Here is a 26219-nt window from a genome sequence, read left to right as displayed (position 1 = left end):
TTATTTCAATAAATTTTGAAATCATAACACAAAATGTATCCTGGCTGCCGTACCACCACCTGTAATAGTACACCCGAGCCCTTCGAATTGGCCTGGTTTTGAATAGATTATTTCTTTGCTACACTTTGAATGCATCTGCCGGGCGGGTATTGCCTGGTGCCTGCTTTTGGCCAAGTATGGCAAAAGGGGAGATTAGGTGAGAAAAGTAAATCATAGCCCGAAGGCAGGGCAGGGGATGGGATGGTTGATGTACCTGTTGGGTTGAAGGAATATTCAATCCGTTGCATTCCTCCATTTCTGTGGGGTAACACCAAATTCCTGTTTGAAAATTCTGGCAAAGTATCCTGGGTCCTCATAGCCGCAATCCATGGCAACCGATGCAACACTGTTGGCTGGATCCCGTAACAACGCCTTTGCTTTTTCAAGGCGGATCATCCGGATAAATCTGTTGGGAGAACATCCTGTGAGCGCATCCAGTTTTCGATGTAGTTGGGAATGGCTCATGAAAACCAGCTTGCTGAGTTTCTCGACGGTAAAGTCCGCGTCGGTTAGGTTTTGCTCTATGGATTCCCTTACTTTTTTGACAAAACGGTCCTCCATGGCCTGACTGCCCATTTTATCTTCAGGGCCCGCTATTTCCGGGAATGTCTGATTCTGCAAGCCTGCTTTTCTGAGGTAATACTGTTGCAGGTTTTTACGCATTTCCAGCAATTTCCTGATCCTTACCCGCAGTTCTTCGGCGTTAAATGGTTTTTCCAGATATGCGTCAGCACCCTGCTGCAATCCTTCTATTTTACTGGAGACATCGGCTTTTGCCGTCAGCATGATCATGGGGATGTGGCTGGTGCTTTCGCTTTGGCGTAATTTTTGCACCAGTTCAAAGCCATCCATGAAGGGCATCATTACATCGGTGATGATCAGGTCGGGAATCATTTCCAGGGCTATTTCATAACCTTCCCGGCCGTCCTTGCCAACGGCAAGCTGGTAGTTGGGCAGGCAGGAGGCCAGGTAGGCCACCACGTCTGCATTGTCCTCCACCAGCAATATCAAAGGGACAGTGGAACTCGTTTTTGTAGTCTCAGCTAACGGGAGCTGCGGTTCAGGGTATACTTCTGAGGTACTTTGTGTTTCAAAATTGGCAGATGAATTTTCTGATGCAGTATATACTTTCTTTACCGGCAATGTTACCGCAAACTCACTCCCTTTGAGCGCACCTGCCGGTGGACTTTTAACGGTAATTTCCCCTTTCATTAATTTAACCAGCTCTTTTGTAAGCGCCAGGCCAATGCCCGTGCCTTCCATTTTGCGGGTATGGCTATTGTCCAGCTGGTAAAACCGGTCGAAAACAAACTGCAGCTGATCTTCCGGGATACCGATTCCCGTATCTTTTACTTTAATTGTTAGCAGAGAGTAGTCGTTGAATGCTGTATTTTCAGCTACACTGATATAAATGTTCCCTTTTGCTAGGGTGAATTTGATGGCATTGGAGAGCAGGTTGGAAACAATCTGTTTGATTTTTTCCTGGTCGTATTCGATAAACAGTGTATCCAGCTCTGTCAGAAAATGAAGTTGCTTTTGCTGGCTTTCCGCCAGGGAATGAAAGGATTCAACCAGGTAACGGAGAAAGTGTATTACATTGCCGTGTGATACGTGCAACTGCATTTTACCGGTTTCCAGTTTGGAGAGATCCAGCAGCTCGTTCACAAGGTTCAGCAGACTTTTGCCATTGCGTACGATCATATCCATCCGGGTTTCAAACTGTTCTCCCGGTTTTTCGATCACCTGCTGTGCTATTCCCATGATCACCGTCAACGGAGTGCGGAATTCATGGGTAATATTGGTATAAAGCCGCGTCTTGACGGTATTCAGCTCTTTCACCCTTTTAGCTTCCAGTTGCTCAAATGCTAACTGTGATTGCAGTTTGGCCTTGTTAATGTTAAATTTCAGAAATGTCCTGAAAACGAGTATCAGCAGCAAAGCATAGATCCCATAAGCCCACCAGGTTCTCCACCAGGGGGGCAGTACTTCTATTTTTAGCTCGGCGATATGATCGCTCCATATACCCTGGCTGTTGCTTCCCTGTACCATGAACACGTAATTTCCGGCTGGCAAATGCAGGTAGGTGGCCGTTCGGCGGTTACCACTCTCTACCCATTCACGATCTATGCCCACCAACTGGTACCGATATTTGTTCTGCTGCGGAGCGGTAAAATCAAGGGATGAAAGTTCAAGTGTTACCACATCCTGCAGATGACTTAGCGTAATGGATTTCGTCTGTTCAATGGTTGCTCGCAACACGCCGGTAGTATCACCGGGCATCAGGGTTTTGTTTCCGATCTGAATGCCTGTGATATAGACATGGGGTGTAAAACTGGAAGCCAGGACCTTTTTTGGGTCAAATATGTTAAGGCCGTTCACACCTCCGAATACCAGATCGCCAGTAGTTAGCTTTGCAAATGCATTGGTGTTGAATTCATCTGCCTGCAGCCCGTCGCTGGTACTGAACATCTTGATAACGGACTCACCATTACTTTTTCTCCCCTTGGCTAACATACAAAATAGTCCCCGGTTGGTACTGCCCCATATATTTCCTTCTGTATCTGCCAGCGTTCCGTATACCACATCATTAGGCAAACCCTGCCTTGTTGTGAAATGAACGAAGCTACCGGTTGATTTCTGCATGCGGTTCACGCCCCCGCCTTTGGTACTGATCCATAAATAGTCAGGGTCGGAAGGGTCGTCCATAAACCAGGAAACGTAGTTATAGTTCAGTGACCGGGCGTTTCCCGGTTCGTTTTTAAACCATTGCACATCCGGCGGAGTTACATCGTTTTTAAAGGTCAGCCGGGCAAAGCCGTGTTCGGTACCGATCCAGAAAACACCTGATTTGTCCTCGTAAAATGCGGTTGTCTGAATAGTGGTCGCACTGCCTGCCCGTGGTTGGGTATTTAATATAAACCTGGACAACCTGCCGGTGACAGGGTCAATTCTTGCCAGAGATCCATTGGCTCCACAAAGCCATATCCTACGTCTGCTGTCCTGGATCAGGGGCTGTAACTGCTCGGTAAGCGTCGGGTTCACTGGCTCCTGATAACTGGCTTTTAGTTTGAGTCCCTCGGAATATCGCTTCAATTTCAATTGCCCAGGGAAATATACCCAGTAATCCCTGTCATCAATGGCCTGCAGTAAGATGATGGGAGGATTGCTGCTCACCAGATGACCCAGGGGATTGGCACATGCGATACCGTTTGATGATACCGCAGTCTGCGAACGCCAGCCCTGCACATATACCTTGCCGTTATTTAACGTGGTAATCCGTTGTATACTCAGTTTAGGCAGGGTAGTGGTGAACCTGTTTCCGCCGAGGCGGTATTTATAAAGTCCATATCCCAGCATTCCCACCCACAACATGCCAGACCTGTCCAGCAACATGCATTTGATGGCCAGCACCCTGCCCGCCTTTGTTAAAAAGTAACCTTTCGCCTTGTCAATCGGATCGCCTGCCTTCAGGAAGCTGAAATCATAAAATGTGCTGCCCTCTGCTCCTGTTTTAAAAGTGAAACGATTGGCGATCAGCAGGTTTCCGTCTATCCCGTTGCGGATGATACCCGGGTGCATCCGGCCGGTTGAATCCTGAAGTTCGATCACGTTGAGTGGGAAAGGCTTGGAAATGAATAACTGATAAATTCGGGTGGATATGTGAGTGCCGACTCTCTCGATAAGCCCGGTGAACCTATGGCCGTCGGTCAGCATTTCGAACGACCCGGAAGATGGGGTATATATATAAATACTTCCGTCGGTACATCCCACCCATATATACCCCTTGTCATCTTTTTCCACGCCCAGTACTTCCCGGTCTCCGGGCAGCCGAAGCTGGGTTACGAATGGCTTGGAGGCCAGGTTGCTACCAAGTGAGACGATATTGAGTGGGGCACCCTGCGGGCAAATGAGTATTTGGTTATTGGGAAGTTCTATCATCGACGATACGATCCGGTTGCCGGAGAGGCAGGACTGGCTGCCGGGCTGGTGCGAGATCCGGAAGAAACGACCTGATATTTTATCGTACACATTCAGACCTGCGTCGTGTGTCCCTATCCAAAGCCTTCCCTTGCTGTCTTCCAGTAAATTGCTGACCGAATTACTGCTGATGGAACTGGAATCCTGCGGATCGGTCGTAAAGGTTTTGAATGTGTAACCGTCGTATCTGTTGAGCCCGCCCTTCGTAGCTATCCAGATAAAGCCCTCGCGGTCCTGCACCATATCATTAATAAGTCCCTGAGAGAGCCCCTGGGCAGTGGATATGAACTCATAATCAGAACCTGCCTGTCCGAAAACCAGATTTCTGAAAACGAAAAGAAGGAGTAAAAGAGTGGAATAACGGAGTTGAGTCATCCCTATAAAGATAATCTTCCGGGATAACTATATCATTACGAGCCAGGGTCTTTTTCATTAATGGCAGGCAAAAAGCTGAATTTCTCCGGATGCTGCGCAATTTGTCCGGTTTTAAAACGAGAATGTGGTAAACAATGCGGTAAATCTCCTCACAGAAGCACTGCTTTAAATGGGAACTTTGAGGTCTTGATGCACTGGTTTTATAAACTAAATTTAAAAACAACGGATATGAAAAAATTGTTACTGCTCCTTATTACCGTATCGGGTGTTACAACTGCATTTGCGCAGAAAAAGGCAAACGGAACCGTGTACATAGAGCACCCTGCTATTACCCTGGTAGACGAATTTATTAAGGCTACCGTCAGCGGGGATTCTGCCAAAATTGCGGGTTATCTGACTGACGACTTTAAATCCTACAACGGTACCACGGCAACCTATAACGATAAGGGAACTGACAAGGCGGCCTTTCTTAGCCTCGCGCTCCGTTACAAACGGGAGCTGGATTATTATGCCATTGAGCCTTATCCTGAGTCTTACCCTGACGCGGTGGAATATAAGAAAGATAATAAGGATGAGGTGGTTTGGGTGCAAACCTGGAGCGTTCTGAAAGGTGTGCATAAAAAAACGGGTGTAAAGCTGAACGCCGCAGCGCATCGCTTGTACAAACTCACCAAAGACAATAAAATCAAAACCATTATCAATTATAGCAACGGGCGTGTAATTGATGAAATAGGGGCAAGCTATGCTGAACGTACCAACGGTAAGATCTATAATCATCATGAAAATATCAATACCGTACGCAAATCGATGTACGCTTTTGAAATGGGGGATCTTGACAAAGCTTTAAGCTTCTTTAGTGACGACGCGAGTTTCACAAATATCAATAATGAACTTGGCAAGTCTGCCACCAAAGCAGAAATAAAGGGAAGCTGGCAAAAATTCCTCGATACCTATGAAATCAAAAGTATTGATCTATTCGGCTATCCCGATTATCTGGAATACGAAATGGATAACGGACGCGAGGTGCTGTCATGGTGGAAGTATAACCTGGTGCGCAGGTCAGACAAAAAGGCAATTGCGCTTCCTGTGCATATCAGCAACAGTTTTGATGAGAATGGAAAAATTACCGCCGAGATGGTTTATTATAGCGAGTTGCTGTTGACCAAATAGCATAAGGCTGGTATCTCTTTAAACTCTGAATTACGCCCGTCGCCTGGTATCCAACTTGGCACTAATTTCAGATTGCTCCGTATTTGGTGGTTCACAACCGGGTTCTGGCAGGTTCACTGCCTGGCTCGGTTGTTGCTGTGTTCCAGGTTACACAACAAAAATAGGCTGTTCAGGGAGCATTAATGACCGACGGGAATAGTGAAGGCCGGTTTGAACTACCATCCGGATGTCGTTTAGCAGCTTTTGGCTCGTAAATGAGGTAACTTCCAATGCTTCCGGTAGCTTGGTAATTTTTTTCGATTGAGGATACCACGGCAGGGCTGTAACGTGCCGCATGCATGAGTGGAGTGGTCACAATCAGGCTGAAATAACTGCTTTCAAAGAGTCGCAGGTAAGGACGCTCGTCCCAACCGTTGGCCATTGTTAAAAAGCTAAGGGTAGCTGGCTCGGCCTCTATTTTGCGGCCAGCTTTGGTGAGGAGCAGCATATTATCAGACAAAATGGGTCCTGGTGCTGCACGTATCAAATGGACCAACTGAGCCTCTTCTTTAATTTGTCTGCTGAAATCTTCAGTGACAGTTGAAATAACCCATCTGCTTGGAACAAACAAAAGGATGAGCGATGATAACAGAATGAGCCGGTAACCTTTTTTGCGGGGATGATCTGCATGCCAGGTGGCCAGCAGACGAAACAAATAGAGCGTGGCCAGCAAACAAAGCGACACGTCCCAGGCAAGAAAAAAATTGTAAATGGATCCCATCTTTCCAATGGATATGGCCAGTAAACCAGCAAGTGCCGCATTTATAGTGCCAATCAAAATGGCGCGGGAATAGGGCTTCGAGGATTTCAAAAGAATAAATTGCTTCCAACCGTTTCGTCTGATGCTTTTTGCATTGTATAAGGCGGCCAGGGAAGTTAGGGAAAGCAACAACTTGAGTGAGATGTTCAGGCGCAGATGACTGGAAAATTGTGCAAACACGATTTCCCACGAAAATGGGTTCAAATTGTAATTGAGTATATTTTTCAGAAAACCGCCATTTGTCAGCCAGTAACAAATACAAAGCCCGGCAAGCCCGAGCAGCAACGCGAAGCTGTACACACGGATTGTTGTTCGGGGATAGGCAAAAAGGCCAAAAATTAAACAGGCAAGAGGTGCACTCAGTAGGGTTTGTTTGGTGAAAACAGCCATAACAAACAAAATTGCCGAAAAATATTGTCCTGACCTTTTTTTGCCGGAGCGGATATAAACGGCCAGGCCTGCATACATCAACATTATGCCGAGCATATCTACCCGCATCAGACTGGCCCAGCCAATTACACTGGCTGTAGAAAATACCAGTGAAGTAGCTAAGCCGCCGCTGGCCAGACGCCATAATCGCGAAAATGAGCGTGGAATGCTTTGAAAAACCAGCAGTCCTATCAAGGCGGCAAGCCCGCAGGTACTTACCAGCGAAACAATACGGCCGCTAAGCAGTAAGTCACCAATCCCCAGGCTGACTATCTTTGAAGCAATCAGATATAAAGGTGGATAAGGAAAAATGACATAGGGGAGCCCGTCAAGCGGCCTGTAGGCGATGGTCAGGTTGGTGATTTGCTGCGACATCCAGAGCGTATGCCCCTCCCCGTAGTCCCGAAGTACCTCAACCCGCATTAACCGGAGCTGAATGGCAAAAAACAACAGGCTGCTCAGCAATGAGCCCGCAATAAGACAAAAACAAATAATTGACCGGAGGTCATTTAGAGGCTGCTTTTTCAATGTACAAGAATTTTTGCTGCGAGCATTCTCGCCCTGCTGATAGCCTGATCCATGTCATAATACCGGTATTCTCCCAGCCGTCCACAAATAAGTGTATCTGCTTCGCGCTCTGCCAGCTGTGCATATTGTTTGAATAAGGCCCGGTTCTCTGCATCTGGAAAGGGATATTCGTAATGATCCGGCAAGGTAGGTGTAATTGTCTTTTCTCTGGTGAGCAACGTACCGGAAATTTGTCGAGATATGTGCGATGGAAGCATGTGCTTCCATTCCAGCGTTCGGATATGGAGGCCATTGTGCAGCTGCGGATTGTTAACCTGCGGGCAGGGGTGTGCATAGTCAACATTTGGTAAATACTGGTGCGTGCGGACTTGTCCGCGGTACTGGAGCTTTCCTAGACGGAATCCAAAAAATTCATCAATGGGCCCTGTAAATACCAGCATACGTCGTGCCCGAAATACTTCTCGATTTTTCAAATAGTCTACATTTAGCTTCGTTGGTATTCCTTTCAGCATATTGGCCATCCAATTTGCGTAACCGTCTGTCGGAAGGCCCTGGTGCTTATGACGGCTAAACCGGGGGGCATCATCTGACCGCACGTCGAAACGCCTTGCAAGGTCCGCCGAAAGCAGGTGGGCCGGTACGCCCCATTGTTTTTCACTATACCCCTTTACGAATTTTTCATAGATTACCCGTGGCATCATAGCTAGTGAGGCCTCCTCAAAGTTTCGGGCGATACCCCGATGAGCCGGTTGCCAGGCCATGCCGACCGCCTTCCGGATATAGGCTTCGTCTACGGGCCATTGCTCATAAGCATTATCAACCCAGGACCTAACCTGTGCTTCAAATCTGTAGAATGATCCAAACCGATTTACGTAAGCCCAAAGTTCATCAGAATTTGTCCGAAAATAGTGGGGCCCGTAGGTATGCATAGGTATACCGCTCGGGTGTATCTCGTCGTGCACGTTGCCACCCCCGTGCGTGCGCCGGTCAATCACCATCACCTCCCGGTTGTTGTCGGCCAGATGCCGCGCAATGGTGGCTCCCGTCAGCCCTGAGCCAATGATCAGATAATCGACTTTCATTGGATGCTTTTAGCCTGGTTAGTCAGCATGGTTTGGATATTGCGGTACAATTCAATGGCCTTTCTTCCGAAAAGCGGCAGTTTTACGCTGGGCTCGCCGCCATACCGCTCTCTAAAACCGATCGGAACATAGGAATGTGTAACAGATTTGTCGCGTCGAAGCAAAACGGCGAGTGCCACATTGGCGAGATGAAAATCCTCAGGAATTCGAAGAATCGCACTTTGTATCGCTTCTGTTTGCATCAGCCGGTACGGAACATTAGCATCCGGGCAATCCACCCTGAATGCTAGCAGTAACATGAGTCGCAGCGTTTTTGTAACGATGATACGTTTCCAGCCATCGTCGCGGCTCGTCCTGACTCCTGAAATTACGAACGCCCGGTTACGGATTTGCCAGAAAGCAGGAAAATAGCGAGGATCACATTGCCAGTCGGAGTCAATCTGAAAAACAAAGCGGGCGCCTAATTTACCGGCGTAGTGATATCCTTCCAGGCAGGTTTGCCCATGCCCCCGGTTTGGACGGGTTATGATAACCAGGCGCTTTCCAAACTGCTCTTGCAACTGATATAATATTGCCAGCGAATGATCACGGGAGCCATCATCGATAGCCAGTACAACAAAATTCGAGCACCATTTTTCTAACTCCGGGATCCATTCCCCGATTACTTTCTGTATGGAATCCTGCTCATTGAAAACCGGAATTACCACCGCTAGTTCTGGTGGTGTAGGGTTTTGTTCACCAGTTTGGAAATCAAAATTCATTAAAATATCGTTCTGTTTGAGAAGGTATCTGGTGACATGCCTGGCAACTGGTATTTACGATGAAAGAAACCAGTAGTTGTGGTTTTAATTAAATATTGAAATAATTATATATTCATCCTTAACTGAGTAGTTGCTTTCAACAACGGGAACTATGAAAAACGGTTCAAAGTTCACCCTAAATATTGCGTTATTTAATGACAATACAACGTTATTGTTATTCACCGGTAGGAACCAGGTATTATACGGTGATCAAGTCGGTGCAATAGAGTACTATTAACTGGACGGATATAGTATTGGAAAAAGGCAATTTTTGCTGAATTAAAGAATTTTTGTTCTCTCCTGATCGTTCACAAAGTACCGTTAGATAAATGGGTTGTTGGAAATGCTAAAAAAATCACCTGTAAATGTAGGGGAAGGTTATCTTTACAAGTCGTTTGGGCAGACAAGCGCAATAGAACCGGCATTGTTAGTGCATCACTTAAGTGTAAAGATTTTATCAGAATGGGTATAGGGAGGGAGCGTTATTTGGGAAGAAAAAAGGAATACATTAAGAACTGGGGCTGGCTTCTGACGATCTGTTTCATAGCAATGACTTTTATTCCAAGGTCCTTTGACAACGTGTTATTCATGGATGGGCTGGCCTATGCCGCAATTGCCAGAAACATGGCTATAGGTCAGGGTACCATTTGGGAACCCCACTTTGCCGATTCGTTTTGGCTCCCTTACAATTATTGTTCTTTTTTTTGTGAGCATCCACCCTTGATGTTTTTTCTGGAATCTCTTCTATTCAGGATGTTGGGAGATACCACGGCAGTCGAAAATATCTACGATACGATTATTCTACTCGTAAGTATATGGCTGATCGTCTGCGTCTGGAGAAAGCTATTTGAACAGAACAGCCAGATCAGAGAACAAGCGTGGTGGCCAATTTTGTTGTGGTACGGTCTTAGAATGGTATGGTGGAGCATGCCAAACAATCTGTTGGATACAACAATGGCCGTTTTTTGTTTAGGAGCCTGTTATTTCCAATTACTGGCCATAACCAGTGGTAAATTCAGAGTTTTCTACTGGGTGGCTTCTGGTGTCCTGATCGTTTTTGCGTGTTTGACAAAGGGGCCCGTCGGGATTTACCCACTGGCGTTCCCGGCTATTTATTCTTTTATTTATGGCAGGAGTTTTTATAAAATTGCGTTAAAAGGTACTGTAACAGCGTTTGCGGTTTTGCTGTCCCTGATGTTCCTGCTTATGCAGTATTCACCTGCGAGTTATTTTCTTACAAACTATTTCCAGGGGCAGGTTATGGCAGCGCTCTTAAAGAAAAGGGAGAAGGTTGCTGATGACTGGACAGCGCACTTTCATCTCCTTAAGCTTTTGTTATTTAACATCATACCTCACCTTGTGATGCTTACAGCACTTTTTGCCGCAAACTTTTACCTGAGAGGTAAGCCATACATTTCTTCTCAATCGAAAAAAGTATGCTTTCTGACATTCCTGCTGACAGCTTCGGTGATCCTTCCCATGTTGATTAGTGTAAAGCAGGGAGACCATTATCTGCTGCCGGCTCTCCCTTTCGTTGGACTGTTTTTTGCAGCATGCTCGATTGAACTGCTCTTGCCAGTAGTATTAAATTTTTACGCTGGAACCCGTATATTATTTGTGATTTTGTCGGCCATATCGCTAAGCATGATGACATACAAACTCGTATACCCAGAACCGGATTCTATGTTTGACTTATCCAGAAGGCTTTCCGCATATGTGCCCACCGATTCTAAAGTTTATTTGCCAAATAAAATCTCAAATTGTCCGGAAATTCAAACCTCTTTTCAAAGATACAGCCGACTGTCTGTAGCCTATGATCCAAAAAGTACCAGATATCTGTTTTTTGATGACATTCATGACAACGTACTGGATTCCGTTAAACGAACGGGTGTCTATCAGATTGTCGATCTGGGGCTAAATGCTACCCTGGCAATTCACAAGTGATAGGGGTAAATCGCGGTTGTTTGCGACGAGGGGTTGAAAGAAGAGGAGTAACCCAATTTCCTTCGCGGGCCGTAGTCTGCGGAAAGTGTAACCAGTCTTGCAGCGGAAAGCGCCAAAACTTCCGGGCTGTTTCTTTGTTACTTCATTTTATTATGCGGAATTTTAGCGGCATCAATCAGATTGAAGAACTAAAAAAGTTGACCATCACGGTCTATGTTCGTAAAAGTGAACAGCTTTTAAATCAACCGGCTACCAAAGCGTTAATGTCCGGAACGCAACATCCTGAGAAAGAATTAAGGCGGAGAGAAAGACTATGGAAACAAATAAGGACGCAAAATCAATTGAGAATATTGAGCTGGTTTTTCTGAAACCGGAAGATTACGAGGAGATCAAAGAAATGATGATCGAGACCTATTCCAGTATGCCGGATGCCTATTGGAAAGAACATCACATCAGAACACTGACTACCATCTTTCATGAGGGGCAGGTGGGGATAAGGGTCGATAATGAACTGGCAGGCTGTGCCTTATCCATTATTGTTGACTACGAGAAAGTTGACACGAAACATACGTACAGACAAATAACTGGAAATTATAGTTTTAATACCCACACCAAGAAGGGAGATGTATTATATGGAATTGATGTTTTTATCAGGCCCAAGTTTCGCGGCCTGCGCCTGGGAAGGCGTTTGTATGATTACCGAAAAGAACTGTGTGAGAAACTAAATCTGAAAGGAATTATTTTTGGCGGGCGTATCCCCAATTACCATCAGTATGCTGATACGATCACCCCGAAAGAGTACATTGAAAAAGTACGGAACAAGGATATCCACGATCCTGTACTGAACTTTCAATTGTCAAATGACTTTCACCCTGCCAGAATATTGCAAGGTTATCTGGAAGGGGATAAAGATTCCAACGAATATGCGGTGCTGCTTGAATGGGATAATGTATACTATGAGAAAAGCTCTGATCGGGCCGCCTTCACAAAGTCAATCATCAGATTGGGCCTGATTCAGTGGCAGATGAGGCTATACAACGACTTTGACGAGCTCATGCAGCAGGTGGAGTATTTTGTGGATGCGGTTTCGGGGTACCGGTGTGATTTTGCGCTGTTTCCTGAGTTCTTCAATGCCCCGTTGATGTCTGATTACAATCACCTCGCAGAAGCGGAGGCGATCAGGAAGTTGGCCGAGTATACAGAGAAAATCGTGAATCGCTTTTCGGAGCTTGCCATCTCCTATAACATTAATATCATCACCGGAAGTATGCCTGAGGTTGTAGATAACAGTCTTTACAATGTAGGTTATTTATGCAAGAGAGATGGGGGAATTGAACGATTTGAGAAGTTACATGTCACACCGGACGAAGCAAAGGTATGGGGGATGCAGGGCGGCAGTACGTTAAAAACCTTCAATACAGACTGCGGAAAAATAGGTATCCTGATTTGTTACGATGTTGAATTTCCCGAATTAAGCCGCATTCTGGCCGATGAGGGAATGAATATACTATTTGTGCCCTTTCTGACCGACACCCAAAATGGTTATTCAAGAGTAAGGAACTGTGCGCAGGCGAGGGCCATTGAAAATGAATGTTATGTAGCTATCGCCGGGAGTGTGGGCAACCTGCCGAAAGTCCACAATATGGATATTCAATATGCCCAATCTATGGTTTTTACCCCATGCGATTTTTCGTTTCCCACCAATGGAATAAAAGCCGAAGCTACGCCCAATACAGAAATGATTTTAATTGCCGATGTGGACATTGACATGTTAAGGGAATTAAACCAATTTGGAAGTGTCCGGAACTTAAAAGACAGACGAACGGATATTTATTCAATAATACGTAAAACCGGGCGGAAAGATAAAATCTGACCATTGACTGGCAGCCCCGGCAGGCTGTTGATTGAAAACTTTTTACAAAAAAGCCTCCGTGCCCAAAAACGGGCGCGGAGGCTTTTTTGTCAGTATCCGGGATTTTGGACTAACGCCGGGTTAAGTAAAAGAGCAGAATTAGGAATAGGGAAAATGCGTCTGGTAACGTCACTGTTGGTTTTGTATCCCCATTTGTTTTCAAATTTTCCGTATCGGATCATATCGTTTCTGTGCCACATCTCCGAAGCAAATTCCCGCGCTCTTTCCTCGTAAATGGATTCGAGCGTCACCGCTGTGAAAGCAGTGGCCTGCCTTGCGGTTCTGATTGAGTTCACAAGAGACAAAGCAGTTGCACCCAGCGTAGGGGCGCCTCCTCTCTGAATAGCCTCTGCTTTCATCAGGATGGCGTCGGAATAACGGAAAATAGGCACATCGTTATTTTGATTTCGGTTCAAAGAAGTAGCATCCGGATGGAACTTGATATTTCTGTAACCCATGTTCCAGGCAAGTTCATCATTTCCTACATCAAAAGAGGCTACATCCTGTCTCAGCGTAACTTCCGGCGTGATATTAATCTGATAAGTGAATGGCGCCGAAGGATCAGAGCCGGAATAAAACTGGTCATATCCTTTTTTAGTGGTCGTAACCGTTACCGGTGTTCCATCGTCGTAAAACTGCAAACCGGTGAGCCATTCCTTATTCCGGATATCATTGGGATCGTTGAAATATTGATAGAATTCGGGTAAAGTGCTCACGGCGGCGTCAGGTGTAAAGGGCATTTTGTACTTCGCAACCAGCCCTCTCGGAATATCATAACGAGAATGCAGGTTGGTAGCCCTGAACGGGAAAGTGTTGGATGCCGTTGCGTCAAAAGGAATAGCGAAGATGAATTCCTTCATCTGTGGCCCGTTGTTGGGATAAAACATCTGCAGATACGAAGCCGCAGGTTCAAGGGAGAATTTTCCCGAACTGATGATCGCATCACAGGCGGCGATACAATCGGCGTAACGGGCCGTCCCCGTATATACCTCGGCGTTCAGATACATCTTTGCAAGCAAAGCCTGCGCCATATATTGGGTCGGGCGGCCGTAGGTGGTGATGTCCATCACGGTACTCAGATCGGGTAGGGCGGCTTTGATTTCCGTTTCAATAAAGGTGAAAACTTCTGCCCTTTTTACATTGGGATGAGCACTGTAATCACCATACGTGGTGATAATCGGTACGTTTCCAAAACTGTCCATCATCCAGAAATAGGCCAGCGCACGCACCATTTTCAGCTCTGCAAGGCTTTGCTTTTTGGTCGTTCCGTCCGGCATATTTGTTTCCAGGATAGAAAGAGACTGGTTTACGGTTCCGATAATGGTACTCAGCCAGGTCCAGTTTCCGGTTACTGTGCTGTGGTCTTTTGTCCAGCTGTGCAGGTGCAGATCCTTGAATTCTGCTCCGTTATACCAGTTTCCACCTTTGGCAGGGAAAATCGCTTCGTCGGTACTCAGGGTTTGCAGGTGGAAAAATTCAACTGAAATATTCCCGCGTAACGCTACATAGGCCGGTCCCGCTGCGCTGATAAACTGGGAAGCATCGGTAGGAAAAACATCGGGCGTGAGCTCCGAGGTTACCGGTACGTCCAGATCGTGACAGGAAAACAAGGTACCCATCAGAACTGCTGATAAAACTGTTTTTATATATGACTTTCTCATGATATCTAAATTTTAAAGATCAGAATGACACATTCACTCCCAAAAGGAAAGTTCTTGTTTTAGGATAAAAGTTGTTGGAATCCACGCCCGGCGCCAAGCCTCCCTGGTTGATCTCCGGATCCACACCGGTGTATTTGGTGATCACGAAAAGATTGTTCACAGAAGTGTAAATACGCAGTGTTTTGATTCCGGAACCGAGGTTTTTGAAATTATAGCCGAGGGTAGCATTGTCAAATCTCAGGTAACTACCGTTTTCCACAAAACGGGACGAATACTGGTAAGAGTTGAAATCTGCCATGGATTCATTTCCTGCATCGGCCAGGATATTGGTATACTGGGCCGTGTTCGGACGGAAAAGATCGGCCCGGGTTGCGTTGAAGATCTTATTCCCAAAGGCGCCACGCAGGAAAACGTTCAGGTCAAAATTCCGGTAACGGAAACTGTTGGACCAGCCGGCAAGTAATTTTGGCTGTGCATTTCCGATGTATTTGTAATCCACGCCAATGGAAGGCGTCGTTGTCAGCTGACCGTCGCCACCCACAAACTGAGAAACACCATCGGCATTTTTGCCTGCATATTGCAGGGAGAAAAACTGCCCGAGGGGTTTGCCCGCTTTCAGGATTTCGAGAGAGTGACTGGATTGTCCCAAGCCTTCGGGATAGGCAAGCAGTACGGAGTCACCACCGGCAAAAAGCGGGTTTGAAAGGCTGGTAACCGTATTTTTATTGTGTGCAAGATTCAGTCCCGTGGTCCAGTGAAAGGGCCCTTTGTCAAAAACCGTGGCGCTCAAACTCAGTTCCACGCCTTTGTTATTGATACTACCCCCATTGGTGGTTATTTTACCGGTTGGTACCAGTATAGGATCCACACTGTAGGAGTAAATCATACCCGTTGTGTTTTTATTGTAGAGTTCTAAAGTACCGCTCAGCTTACCGTTTAAGACAGCAAAATCAAGTCCGATATTGGTGGTTGCCGTTTTTTCCCATTTCAGATCCGCATTTGCAGCCTGTGTGGGTCCTAGAGCTGCCGTAAGTATTCCGTTGTAATAATAGGTACCCAGGCTTCCCGACAAAAACTGTGTGGTATAAGCCCCAAAACCGGTGGCGTTACCCGTTACACCATAACTCCCGCGCAGTTTCAGGTCGCTGAAGGTTTTTTGACCAGCCATGAACTCTTCCTCACTGATCCTCCAGGCAGCGCCTACAGAAGGAAAGTATCCCCACTGATTATTTTTCCCGAAAACAGAGCTGCCGTCTCTTCTGATCGATCCCTGTAACAAATATTTGTTTTTGAAATTATAATTAAAACGGGCAAAATCAGAGATCAGACGTGTTTGCTGGTATATTCCGTCGGGTCCAAAGCCGATCTGAAAACCGGAAATACCGTACGGATTGCTCAGTGCCAGGTTGTTGTAGCTGATGTTGTCAACCGGTAAATTACTTGTTGTCACCTGAAAACCCTCTCCGATGATATAATCCTGCCATGAATAGCCAGCTACCACATTCAGGGAGTGATCACCGAATTCCTTGTTCCATGTTAAAAACGTTTCAAGGATTTTGCTCGAATTGCGGTAGGAAGTTCTGTTGGCCTGGCCGTTGGCGCCGAATGACTGTTGTGAATGATAGCCCAATCCCGGCTCAGGATTGTCATACATGTTGTTATAATGATCGGTAAAATATTTGTTATAGTAGGTTCCTCCAAGAGATGTGGTGTTCAGATACGACAGGTTCAGGTTGTAAGTCAATCCAAATGGCAGTTTTAGTTCTGTCGTCAAGCTTCCTGTCAAATTATTCGTTTTTGTACTGTTTTCGCTGTTGTGGATCATCGAAACCGGGTTGTAATAATCGGTGTGGTCCAGATTTTCGAAATAACTGCCATCTGCGTTTTTAATCGGGGAAACCGGCAGGTGCAGCGCGGATTGAAGTAATACCGTGTTACGGTAGGGAATATCTTTGCCGGTACTGTTGGCATTGGTAACCGTCAGCCCGAATTTCAGCTTGTCCTTGAAAGCATATTGCTGGAGGGACAAACGGCCGATAAAACGTTGCAAAGAGCTGTTTAGCATAATACCTTCTTTCTTTACATAATTCAGGCTGGCGCTGTAGGTGGTGCGGTCGGTTCCGCCGCTGAACGACAGGTTATGGTTTGTGGAGATCGCCGTTTTTTTCTGAACAGCAGACTGCCAGTCGGTATCTGCGCCCAGGTCATCTTTGGGTGAAAGTCCTACGCCGTTTTTGTCAAGAAATTCGCGGAGCTGGGCACCGGTCATCATGTCCAGTTTGTTGGAAACTTTTTCTATTCCTACAAAACCGTTGTAATTGATTTTTGACTCCCCCCTTTTTCCTTTTTTCGTTGTAACCATGATCACCCCGTTGGCAGCCCTGTTACCATAGATGGCAGTTGCGGCAGCATCTTTCAGAATATCAATGGTGGCAATGTCGTCCGGAGCAATTGTGGCTATGTCAGCACCCGGCACGTTGTCGATCACATAAAACGGCCCTTGCGAACTGTTGATGGTAGACGCGCCACGAAGTACAACCGCGGCAGGTTTGTTGGGATCACCGTTAGCGGTGATATTCAATCCCGGTACTTTGCCCTGCAGGAGCTGGCCCACATCGGTGATCGCACCTTTGTTCATATCTTCGGATTTTACCGTACTCACAGCGCTGGTCAGGGTTTTTCTGGATTGCGTTCCATACCCGATCACCGCCACTTCGCCCAGTGTTGCATTACTTTCCGCCAGGGAAATCGTGATGCTGCTTTGCTTGCCAACCAAAACTTCCTTTGTAACAAAACCGATGTAGGAAAAAACGAGTATGTCTGTCTCCGTGGCATTGATCGTGAAATTCCCGTCAGCGTCCGTAGTTGTGCCCATTTTGCTTGCTTTCACGAGTACCGTCACACCGATCAACGGTTTGCCGTCCGGGCCCAGTACCTGGCCTTTTATCATTTCCAGGATCTGTTTTAAGGGCTCCACAGGTTTAACCTGTTTTTTGGCCTGCAGTACAACCGTCTGATCTACAATGGAATATTCAATCGGTTGATTCAGGAGGCATTTGGTCAGCGCCTCCTGGAGGCTGTTATCTTTCAGGGAAAGTGTTATCCTTTCCGATTTCTGTATCAGTTCGGTTTTGTACCAGAAGGAATAGCCGCTCTGCCTCTCAATGTCTTTTAATACTTTTTCCAGAGGAGCATTCCGTACGATCAGCGTAATTTTTTGTGCCGATGAGTGAGCGCTCACCTGCAGGCAAAAAAACACGGATAAAATAAGGATCAGTTTCATAACCAAAATGGTTCGCGTTGGAAGGAGACCGATGTGACTGTGTAGTATATACGACAGCGCCCGTCTCTTTTGGATAAAAGAGTTGTGATTCATACTTTTGTTGTTGGGTTGGTAAAAAAACGGTTTGAGCAAATTGTTTAAAAATGCTGGCTCTTTGAAGAGCGGGAGCGGTTGCAACGTTCCCGTTCTTTTTTGCATAGCTGCGAGGCAACACCAGAAAACGGAGTGATGTAAAGGTGTTTATTTCGTCATAGGCACGGTATGGTTCATGGTGTTATAATGATTGATTTTCCTTCGATCCTGTACTTTATTCCACTGAGCGACAAAATTTTCAGGACTTTTGATACATTGGTGTTTCTTGGCAGTCGTCCCGTGAAATGGTCTTTGCCCATGCTTCCTTCGTAAGTGACCTCCACGTCATACCAGCGAGATACCTGCCGCATGATACTTTCCAGGTTGTCATCTTCAAATTCAAAAAAACCTGTTTTCCAGGCTACTTCCTTGTTGATATTGATATCATCCAAAACGCGGATTGCTGGTGACAGTTCAGAAATCCGCGCCTGCTGTCCCGGTGTCAGCATTACGGATTTTCCCGCTTTGCTGACTTTTACAGATCCTTCCAGCAAAGTGGTTTTTATTGCTTTTTCGTCCGGGTAGGCCATCACATTGAAATGTGTTCCCAATACCGTTATTTCTGTTTCCAGCGTTTTTACAACGAAGGGCATTTTGGGGTTATGCGCTATTTCAAAATATACCTCGCCGGTGATGTCCACCCTGCGTTCTGTGCCGGTGAAGGCTGTCGGGAATCTAAGACTTGAGGCGGCATTCAGCCACACTTTGGAGCCATCGGGCAGAACGATGTGGTATTGGCCTCCTTTTGGCGTACTAACTGTATTATAAACTATGGCCTCCGCAGGCTTATTCCCGGCTATGTAAATCAACTCACCATTGGCTGATTTCGTAATGTTTGTATTTCCCTGACTGGCCAGACTGCCGTTTCCGGCACTGTCTAAGACAATCGTTGAACCGTCGCCAAGCGTCAGTACTGCCTTATTGCCCCCCGGAGGCAAATCGGTATCCTTTATTTCCGCCCGGCTGGCTGCTACCGGGGTTGTTGTGTTTGCCTTGCCCGACCACCACCAGTACAGGCCCACGGAGAGGAGTACCGCGGCTGCGGCAGCAATTTTTGGCCAAAACCACCTCCCGGGCCTTCTTTCTTCATCTTCCGTTACTAGTGGTCTGATTTTATGAGAAAAAACAGTTTGTAAGATACGTTCAGAAGCGCCTTCCGGCAGGGGTTGTTCATCCGTGAAAGTAAGCCAGGCATTTTCCAAGACCTCCGCAATTGCATCATCTGGATTCTGTTTCACCCACACAGCAAGTTCTTCCATTTCGTCGTCCGTGCAGGCACGTCTGAAAAACTTCTCTACCAGATCATCAATTCGGCCCGAGTGCATATTATACTGTCAGTTTCAATTTTACGTGTGTTTATTATTGGTATTATTCAAATTATAAATTCTAAAATATGCCAATTTGTAGTAAGACAAACGAGAGGAAAAAGGGGACTAGAAGAAATGTAAAAAAATATGATTTATTTTTTCATAGTTAGCAACAGGCTGATCATCAGCATAGTATCTGTGTGCTTCCGAAGTTGGGTGCGGACGGCAGACATAGCCTGCACGATATGGTTTTTAACGGTATTCGGGGATATTTTGAGCAGGTTGGCAATTTCATCATGCGTTTTGCCTTCGTCCCGGCTGAGATGATATACTGCTTTTTGCTGAGGTGTGAGCTGGTCCAGTACGCTCAGAAGCGCTTTTTCAACATCTTTGAGTACCATCAGTTCGTGGGTTTCATTATAACCTGGCAGCTTATGATGGAATATTTCGGCGACGATCAGGGTTTCATGAGCCGTGCGTTTAAAATGATTGGTAGCATCATTTTTTGCCATACGGAAAATGTACCTGTCAAAACTGTCTATACCCGCCAGAAGGTCAGGATCTTCCCAGAGCTTGAGGAAAACATTCTGGACAATATCTTCTGCCAGCATTTCCGACTCGGTCAGCCGTAAAAGATAGGTGAATAATTTGTTTTTATATCGATGGAAAAGCAGGGTAAACGCATCCTGATCGGCCTGGGAAGCAAGCCGTAGCAACTCTTTTTCTTCATAGTCCGACTGTTCGGTCAATTTCTTCACTTTAAGTTGCTTAAATCAGAGCCCTGCCAAAATATTGTTTGGCTTATTTTGTAACCGTCTAAAAAAAATCAATGCAAAGATAATATCTATTCGATTTTTATTTGGGTTATTTTTTTAATAGCTGTGATGTTCAATGCTCTGTGTCACCGAATCGAGGTAATTGGGGGCCTAAGTAGAAGTCAGCTTCCATGTCCCGCGAAGTAGGAACGGCAAGGTTGGTAGATGATACTTAATTATTATTTGGCCTTTCCGGTATATCGCACTACGTTCTTTTTTACCGTTAACTAAAAAAGGGTGAATTTCCCTGATTGTCAGTTTTTTACCCGTAAATATTTCGGAAAATATTGTTAATCTTTGGATAATATCTAAGTAAACCACTGCCACTATGAAATCAGGGCAAGTTTTGAAAAGAGCAGTTTTATGAGAAATCGTATTCAAAAAGATGGGCTGACCATCAACGCCATTGCAGGAACCTATGTGGTGTTTCTGGGCCTCGATCTTGATCAACAGAAATCCAAACAGTTTCGTGGCTTTGCCATTAAACGACTGGATCACTTGGACGGTGAAATAACCTGGCTTCGTGGAATGAAGACTTTTGAAAAAACCGAACCTCATCCGGCACCAGGCGAAACCTTCTCTTCGCTTCGGCACCCCATTCAGGGATTTCAGTGGGCAGACTACAGTGCCAAACCCGGCATCGATTATACCTATTACGTGCACTGTATGTACGGAAATCCTGAAAGTCTTGAATCAAGGATCGATGCCGAAATTTCAGTTACGACCGAAGTAGAAACCGGGCCTACACATTCTGTTTTCTTTAACCGTGGATCCGTTGCCACACAGGAATATGCACGTAGGTTCCAGAATAAAATACCCAAGATAGCAGGGCCGGGTGCTTATGAATGGCTTTCGCGCGGACTGATCGAGGCTTTGATCAAATTCATCGGACGTGCCCAATCGGGATATGCTCTTCATGGTGCCGTTTATGAATTTCAATATCCCGCAGTTCTCGATGCGATCCGGGAGGCTTCCTTGAGAGGTGCCGAGATCAGTATCCTTTTTGATGATGTAGAAGCCCATGATAAGGAAGGTAAACCAACGGGCCCGTGGGTGAGAAACAGGGAGGAGATTAAAAAAGCGGGTATCGAAGATTTATGTTCAGGAAGGAAACAGGCAAAACTGATGCACAATAAATTCTTCGTGCTCAGCAAAGGAAAAAAGAAGATCGCAGTCTGGACGGGATCAACCAACCTTACCGAGAACGGTATCTTCGGGCACTCTAACCTGGGGCATATAGTTGAAGATGAAGATGTTGCAAATTCTTTTATGCAATATTGGGAAAGACTGTCCGCTGATCCGCTTGTAGCTAAACCTTATCGGGATGAAAATATGAAGGCATCTCCCGTTCCGAAAGTTTTGAATAATGGTACGGTGACCATTTTTTCACCAAGGGGTACCGGGCTGGACTCATTAGAGTGGTATGCAAAGATCGCTGCTCAGGCAAAAAACGGACTTTTTATGACATTTGCCTTTGGCATGCATGAAAAGTTTAAGGAGGTGTTCCGCACGAAAGACGAGATGCTCCGGATGGCGTTGCTGGAAAAAGCATTTGCAAGTCCCAACGTAAAGGAACGTGACGAAAAGGATGTTCAGCAAATCCGTAATCTGCCCAATGTTGTGGTCGCGCTCGGTAACAGAATTGTGACCAACGCTTTTGATAGATGGTTAAAAGAAATGTACACAGTTGATGGCCGGGGAAAACATGTTTACTGGATACACACCAAATATATGCTGGTAGATCCTTTGGGAGATGAGCCCATCGTGGTGAGCGGGAGTGCCAATTTTAGCAAGGCAAGTACAGATACCAACGACGAAAATATGCTCATCATTATGGGGGATAAACGGATTGCCGATATCTACTTCGGAGAGTATATCAGGTTGTTTTCGCATTATAGTTTTCGGGAAGCAGTAAAGTGGGCCATGGAAAAGAAAAAACTTGGAAAGCCTGAACTTTGGACTCCGCAATTTCTTGATACTAATGATGCCTGGATGGAGGACTATTATGACCAGAAAGGCAGGCAACCGGAGCGGTATTATAGGCGTGTTTATTTTTCGGGGCCCATGGCCATTTAGGGGAATCCTTTGAGCCGGCCATAAAATGTTTTTTTAATGAAGATTGCGGGAAACGGCGATCCTTGAAAATGAATTTTGACCAACTATCAGTCACTGCTTACCCAGGCAAATTCACCCGTTTTCAGGCATTTCTGCGACAAATTGTACCGACTCAGTGTTATTGCATTCGGATACTTCCTGTTTAAAGGACAATATAAATGGAGTAGACTGCAATTTATGAACCGTTTCAATGCATTGCCAGAGGGTTTCAGCCAGAACGACCAGCTGCCGATCCGGATCGTTTCGCCTGATTTTGGTCATTTGTCCAGGCAGGCTTTGGATCAATATGGGCTTAGCCGTCGGTTGCCTTATTATTTCCTCCTTTTCGTGATGGAAGGCAGTAGTGTTCACGGTGTGGATCTGGATGAGGTAGAGGTCGGAAAGCATGAGCTGCTGTTCTTTCTGCCGCATCAGATTCAGCGGCTTCCCGCCACCGCGCATGGCAGTGATTATTACAAACTGGGGTTTGATGAAGTATGTTTGTCGAGACTGCCCAGGCAATACCCTTTTTTGCTCAATCCGCTTAACAGGCAAAAAATAAGTTTTTCGTCCGCCGCCGCAAGCAGGCTTCGCGCGGTTTTCGAGATATTAAAAGCACTGTTGAGCACATCTGATACCGCCCCAGACCTGATCCTGGCTCACCTGAACAGCCTGCTGACCGAAATTAATACAGCCTATTTTGCGGAAGAAGGAAAACCTGCGCACGACAGGATCGCCAAATTTATTGGGTTCAAGGTATTTGTTGAAAATAATCTAACGGATCATCCCACGATCCGTGTTATCGCTGAGGCCCTCGCAGTTAGCGAGGATAGCCTGTATCAGATCGTCAAACAATATTCCGGACTTTCACCAAAGGAGTTTATGACCCACCGGCTCATACTCGAGGCCAGGCGTCGTATGTATTACGGCGAACGGACTTCTGTCAAGGAACTGGCTTTCGAGCTCGGATTTAATGATCCCGACTACTTCTCTCGCCTCTTCAAAAAAGTAACCGGGAAAACCGTTGCCCGCTTTTTTCAGGATTTGTCCTGAACCCCTCGGCTTTCGTCCGGCCGTTTTAAAATCCATCTTCGGAGCTTTGTTCATCACTTTAATATATCAGATATGAACAAACAACCGGAAAAAATATTGATTACAGGTACCACAGGCCTGGTTGGCACGCGTCTGCTTCCCAGGCTGGTGCAAGCAGGATGGGATTGCAGTGCATTGGTGCGTGGCGAAAAACAGGTTCAGACAGGAGTGACGGCCGTGTTGGGCGATCTGTTTGATACAGAATCGCTTGGCGAAGCCGTAAAGGGCGTGTCCGCAGTCGTTCATCTGGCTGCTTTATTCCGCACACAGGACACTGATCTGATCTGGAAAAGCAATCTCGAGGGGACGCAGCATCTTCTGGAGGCAACGAAAAAGTATGCACCCGATGCCCGGTTCATGCTGGCCAGCACCGCCCATGTCTATCATTCTGACAGCCCACATCCCGGCCGTGAGGACGACGACCTCAGCCCGCAGCATGCCTATCCGGCGAGCAAGCTGGCGGCAGAAAAAGCGTTGCAGAACAGCGGCCTCCGGTGGTCGGTACTGAGGTTTCCATTTGTTTACGGTGATGGTGACGGCCATTTGGAAATGCTTCCACAGCATGTTTTGGGAAAATGGCATCCGGCGGCGAGAATGAGCGTCATTCATCATCTGGATATTGCCAATGCGGTAAAAATGGCTTTAGCAGGGAAATTTGATGGCCGGGTTGTTAATATTTCCGACGAAGCACCTATGTCCGTTTACGAGTTGTTGCGGCTGACAGGCACAGGCATGGAATCTTCATCGGAACCGCTGACCAATCCGTGGTACCTTCAGGTGGATAGTGCGCTGTCGCGTAGCCTGGGCTTCCAGCCCGAAGTACGGACCGTTTACCAGGCAATGCAGGAGAATTTATTGTGAGGAAATAGGGCAGGGGCAAGTTCAGTCAATATCCATCCGCGGTAGCAAATTCATTTTTATTAAAATCAAATCGTACCTCCATCCGCACTGGGTAAAGGTCTCCTTCGCTGTTGCGTTCACTCCCCCTGCTGAGTGGTGACCTGGTAAAAGCCGAGCTCATATCAATATGATTCAGTAAAAATATTGGAGGCATACATACTGCGGGCAAACCGCCGGGCGGGGCCTTTTACCGAGCTGGGACTATGGTGGTAATTGATTGCCGATAGAAAATTCTACCTTTGCGGCTGTAAATAAATAAAACAAAATGACAGAAAGTATACCTTGCCCGCAGTGCAAATCGGGCTACACCTATGAGATGGACAATTTGCTGGTATGTCCAGAGTGTGGCTTTGAATGGGATCCCAATGAAAATACCGAAAGCAATGATTCCTTCATTGTGAAGGATTGCAATGGAAATATCCTTAAAGATGGCGACGCCGTAGTAACGATAAAAAACCTGCCGGTGAAAGGGTCTTCACAAAGCATCAAGGCTGGAACAAAGGTCCGTAATATCCGCCTGGTAGACAGCGACCATAACATAGACTGCAAGATCGACGGCTTTGGCGCTATGGCACTCAAATCCGAATTTGTGAAGAAGGCGTAACCGGGAAACGCCGGGAATCGGAATAGCCAGCGGCTGAACTCTTAATTCTTTGGCGGATTCGGAACAGCGATTGCCAATGATCACTTCGATCCGTAGGGTAGAAGACCAAGGTGATTCCTGAAAATCACCTACAGTAAATAAGTTACAGAAAAGCCGGTCCCGCTTGAATGGAAGATGGGACCGGCTTTAAATATCTGGGCGTTTATACTTTCCATAAACAGGCAAGGCATCAGGCAGGTTTGGAATTAGTATTTGGTATGCCCGGAATCACAGCTAACAGATTAAATTCAGCCTTTTACCTGAAAGAACTGCTTTTGACTTTTCAAGGCCTCGTCCAGTGATTTTTGAATATAGGCAATTCCCTTCACCGCTTCCGGAGTAGAGGCTCTTCGTCCAACCTCCTCGGGTTTAGTGAAATCAATTTCCTCGATGCGTTGATTTATCCACCAAAGGTTTCCAAAAGGGTCCAGAATTCTACAAACCTTTTCTCCAAACCAAAGAGTTGTAATGTTGGTGACGGATGTAGCTCCAAGTGTTATCGCCTTTTGATATACCTGTTCAACGTCTTTCACATACAGGTTCAGGAAACTTGGAGTAGGTGCCCAGTCGTCCCTTGCATCAAAGAGCATTACCAGCGCATTGCCAATTTTAACCACTACGTGGATGATTTTACCATCCTCATTTACGATTCTGCTGTTGGGGACTTCTTCCGCATGAAAGGCAGCGTGTAAAAAAGCGATTAAGTCCGCTGACGATCGGGATATTATCCACGGCGTCACAGACGTGTAATTGTCTGGTACAACTTTAATTTTTTGTGCTTCGTGATTTTGCATGATTGTATTCTTAGATTGTGGAGCGAAGCTAAAAATGGTGTGTGACAGCCTTATGTCAGGAGTATCAAAATTTATTTTTCCTATGCATACTCTAAATATTCCTAAAGGCTGATGTTATGAGGAATGAACGTTGTGTTTCATGGAAAATGAGACCGGAAAATGCATGAACTGTACGGTCAGTAACCGCCGCGATGGATCGCATACTCAGTTTGAGGAAACCTTGTGTTGCTGTTTTCTTTGCACTGATACACGGGCTTTTGCACGGCCTCATAGCTATTGAGTCATGCAATATTTTTTTCTATTTTGCCGTGCTCAGCATGATGGCTTACATCCTTTTCATGGCGATTGGCTCTGGTGTCTACAGATGACTACCGCTTTTGGAAGTTTTCCCGCGCAATGTACCTGGCGTGAGAATGAGTAGTAGTTCACTGGCACAATTGGG

At 46.1% G+C, this 26219-nt stretch carries 16 protein-coding genes; 7 read left to right on the top strand and 9 right to left on the bottom strand.

Annotation, left to right across the window (positions count from 1 at the left end; genetic code table 11):
* Positions 1-273: 273 nt before the first annotated feature.
* The gene (locus KOE27_RS28345) at positions 274-4392 is read right to left on the bottom strand and encodes a hybrid sensor histidine kinase/response regulator transcription factor (RefSeq protein WP_215242212.1); all 4119 of its coding nucleotides are present in this window, start codon (positions 4390-4392) and stop codon (positions 274-276) included.
* A 228-nt stretch (positions 4393-4620) separates the two neighbouring features.
* On the opposite strand from KOE27_RS28345, the gene KOE27_RS28340 reads away from it, so the two are divergent.
* Positions 4621-5562, top strand: a complete 942-nt coding sequence (locus KOE27_RS28340) for a nuclear transport factor 2 family protein (protein ID WP_215242211.1) — start codon at positions 4621-4623, stop codon at positions 5560-5562.
* A 169-nt stretch (positions 5563-5731) separates the two neighbouring features.
* Here the strand turns inward: KOE27_RS28340 and KOE27_RS28335 are convergent, their stop codons facing one another.
* Genes KOE27_RS28335 through KOE27_RS28325 form a run of 3 tightly spaced genes read right to left on the bottom strand, consistent with a single transcriptional unit; the run spans position 5732 to position 9161 of the window.
* A complete protein-coding gene (locus KOE27_RS28335; protein ID WP_215242210.1) occupies positions 5732-7318 on the bottom strand; it encodes a hypothetical protein in 1587 nt (528 codons plus the stop codon).
* Positions 7315-8400, bottom strand: a complete 1086-nt coding sequence (locus tag KOE27_RS28330; protein WP_215242209.1) for an FAD-dependent oxidoreductase — start codon at positions 8398-8400, stop codon at positions 7315-7317. The genes KOE27_RS28335 and KOE27_RS28330 overlap by 4 nt, the downstream gene beginning before the upstream one ends.
* Entirely contained in the window at positions 8397-9161 is a 765-nt protein-coding gene (locus KOE27_RS28325) for a glycosyltransferase family 2 protein (protein WP_215242208.1), read from the bottom strand. Before KOE27_RS28325 ends, KOE27_RS28330 begins: the two co-directional genes overlap by 4 nt.
* Positions 9162-9662: 501 nt before the next feature.
* Here KOE27_RS28325 and KOE27_RS28320 point away from each other — a divergent pair.
* Complete coding sequence (locus KOE27_RS28320; RefSeq protein WP_215242207.1) at positions 9663-11144, top strand: ArnT family glycosyltransferase; 1482 nt, start codon at positions 9663-9665, stop codon at positions 11142-11144.
* 313 nt (positions 11145-11457) lie between these two features.
* Positions 11458-13017: a carbon-nitrogen hydrolase family protein gene (locus tag KOE27_RS28315; protein ID WP_215242206.1), complete on the top strand. Its 1560-nt coding sequence runs from the start codon at positions 11458-11460 to the stop codon at positions 13015-13017.
* Positions 13018-13106: 89 nt separating this feature from the next.
* Here the strand turns inward: KOE27_RS28315 and KOE27_RS28310 are convergent, their stop codons facing one another.
* The 4 genes from KOE27_RS28310 to KOE27_RS28295 form a co-directional block, all read right to left on the bottom strand.
* On the bottom strand, positions 13107-14717 hold the full coding sequence (locus tag KOE27_RS28310; protein ID WP_215242205.1) for a RagB/SusD family nutrient uptake outer membrane protein: 1611 nt from the start codon (positions 14715-14717) through the stop codon (positions 13107-13109).
* Positions 14718-14736: 19 nt separating this feature from the next.
* Positions 14737-18000 (bottom strand): TonB-dependent receptor, encoded by a 3264-nt coding sequence (locus tag KOE27_RS28305; protein WP_215242204.1) that lies wholly within the window; start codon positions 17998-18000, stop codon positions 14737-14739.
* Positions 18001-18266: 266 nt separating this feature from the next.
* Complete coding sequence (locus KOE27_RS28300) at positions 18267-19457, bottom strand: FecR family protein (RefSeq protein ID WP_215242203.1); 1191 nt, start codon at positions 19455-19457, stop codon at positions 18267-18269.
* A 134-nt stretch (positions 19458-19591) separates the two neighbouring features.
* Entirely contained in the window at positions 19592-20197 is a 606-nt protein-coding gene (locus KOE27_RS28295; protein ID WP_215242202.1) for an RNA polymerase sigma factor, read from the bottom strand.
* A gap of 420 nt (positions 20198-20617) precedes the next feature.
* On the opposite strand from KOE27_RS28295, the gene KOE27_RS28290 reads away from it, so the two are divergent.
* From KOE27_RS28290 to KOE27_RS28275, 4 genes are all read left to right on the top strand, one after another.
* On the top strand, positions 20618-22330 hold the full coding sequence (locus tag KOE27_RS28290) for a phospholipase D-like domain-containing protein (protein WP_215242201.1): 1713 nt from the start codon (positions 20618-20620) through the stop codon (positions 22328-22330).
* A gap of 216 nt (positions 22331-22546) precedes the next feature.
* The gene (locus KOE27_RS28285) at positions 22547-23401 is read left to right on the top strand and encodes an AraC family transcriptional regulator (RefSeq protein ID WP_215242200.1); all 855 of its coding nucleotides are present in this window, start codon (positions 22547-22549) and stop codon (positions 23399-23401) included.
* A gap of 72 nt (positions 23402-23473) precedes the next feature.
* Positions 23474-24301, top strand: coding sequence for an NAD-dependent epimerase/dehydratase family protein (locus KOE27_RS28280; protein ID WP_215242199.1), 828 nt, complete (start codon positions 23474-23476; stop codon positions 24299-24301).
* Between the two features lie 304 nt (positions 24302-24605).
* Positions 24606-24944 (top strand): zinc ribbon domain-containing protein YjdM, encoded by a 339-nt coding sequence (locus KOE27_RS28275; protein WP_215242198.1) that lies wholly within the window; start codon positions 24606-24608, stop codon positions 24942-24944.
* Positions 24945-25231: 287 nt separating this feature from the next.
* On the opposite strand, the gene KOE27_RS28270 is transcribed toward KOE27_RS28275, so the two are convergent.
* Positions 25232-25777 carry a VOC family protein gene (locus tag KOE27_RS28270; RefSeq protein WP_215242197.1) on the bottom strand — a complete coding sequence of 182 codons (546 nt, stop codon included), beginning with the start codon at positions 25775-25777 and terminating at the stop codon, positions 25232-25234.
* Positions 25778-26219 lie beyond the last annotated feature (442 nt).

This window comes from Dyadobacter sp. CECT 9275 (assembly GCF_907164905.1).
Taxonomy (GTDB): Bacteria; Bacteroidota; Bacteroidia; order Cytophagales; family Spirosomataceae; genus Dyadobacter; species Dyadobacter helix.
This window is presented reverse-complemented; position numbering and strand designations above follow the sequence as displayed.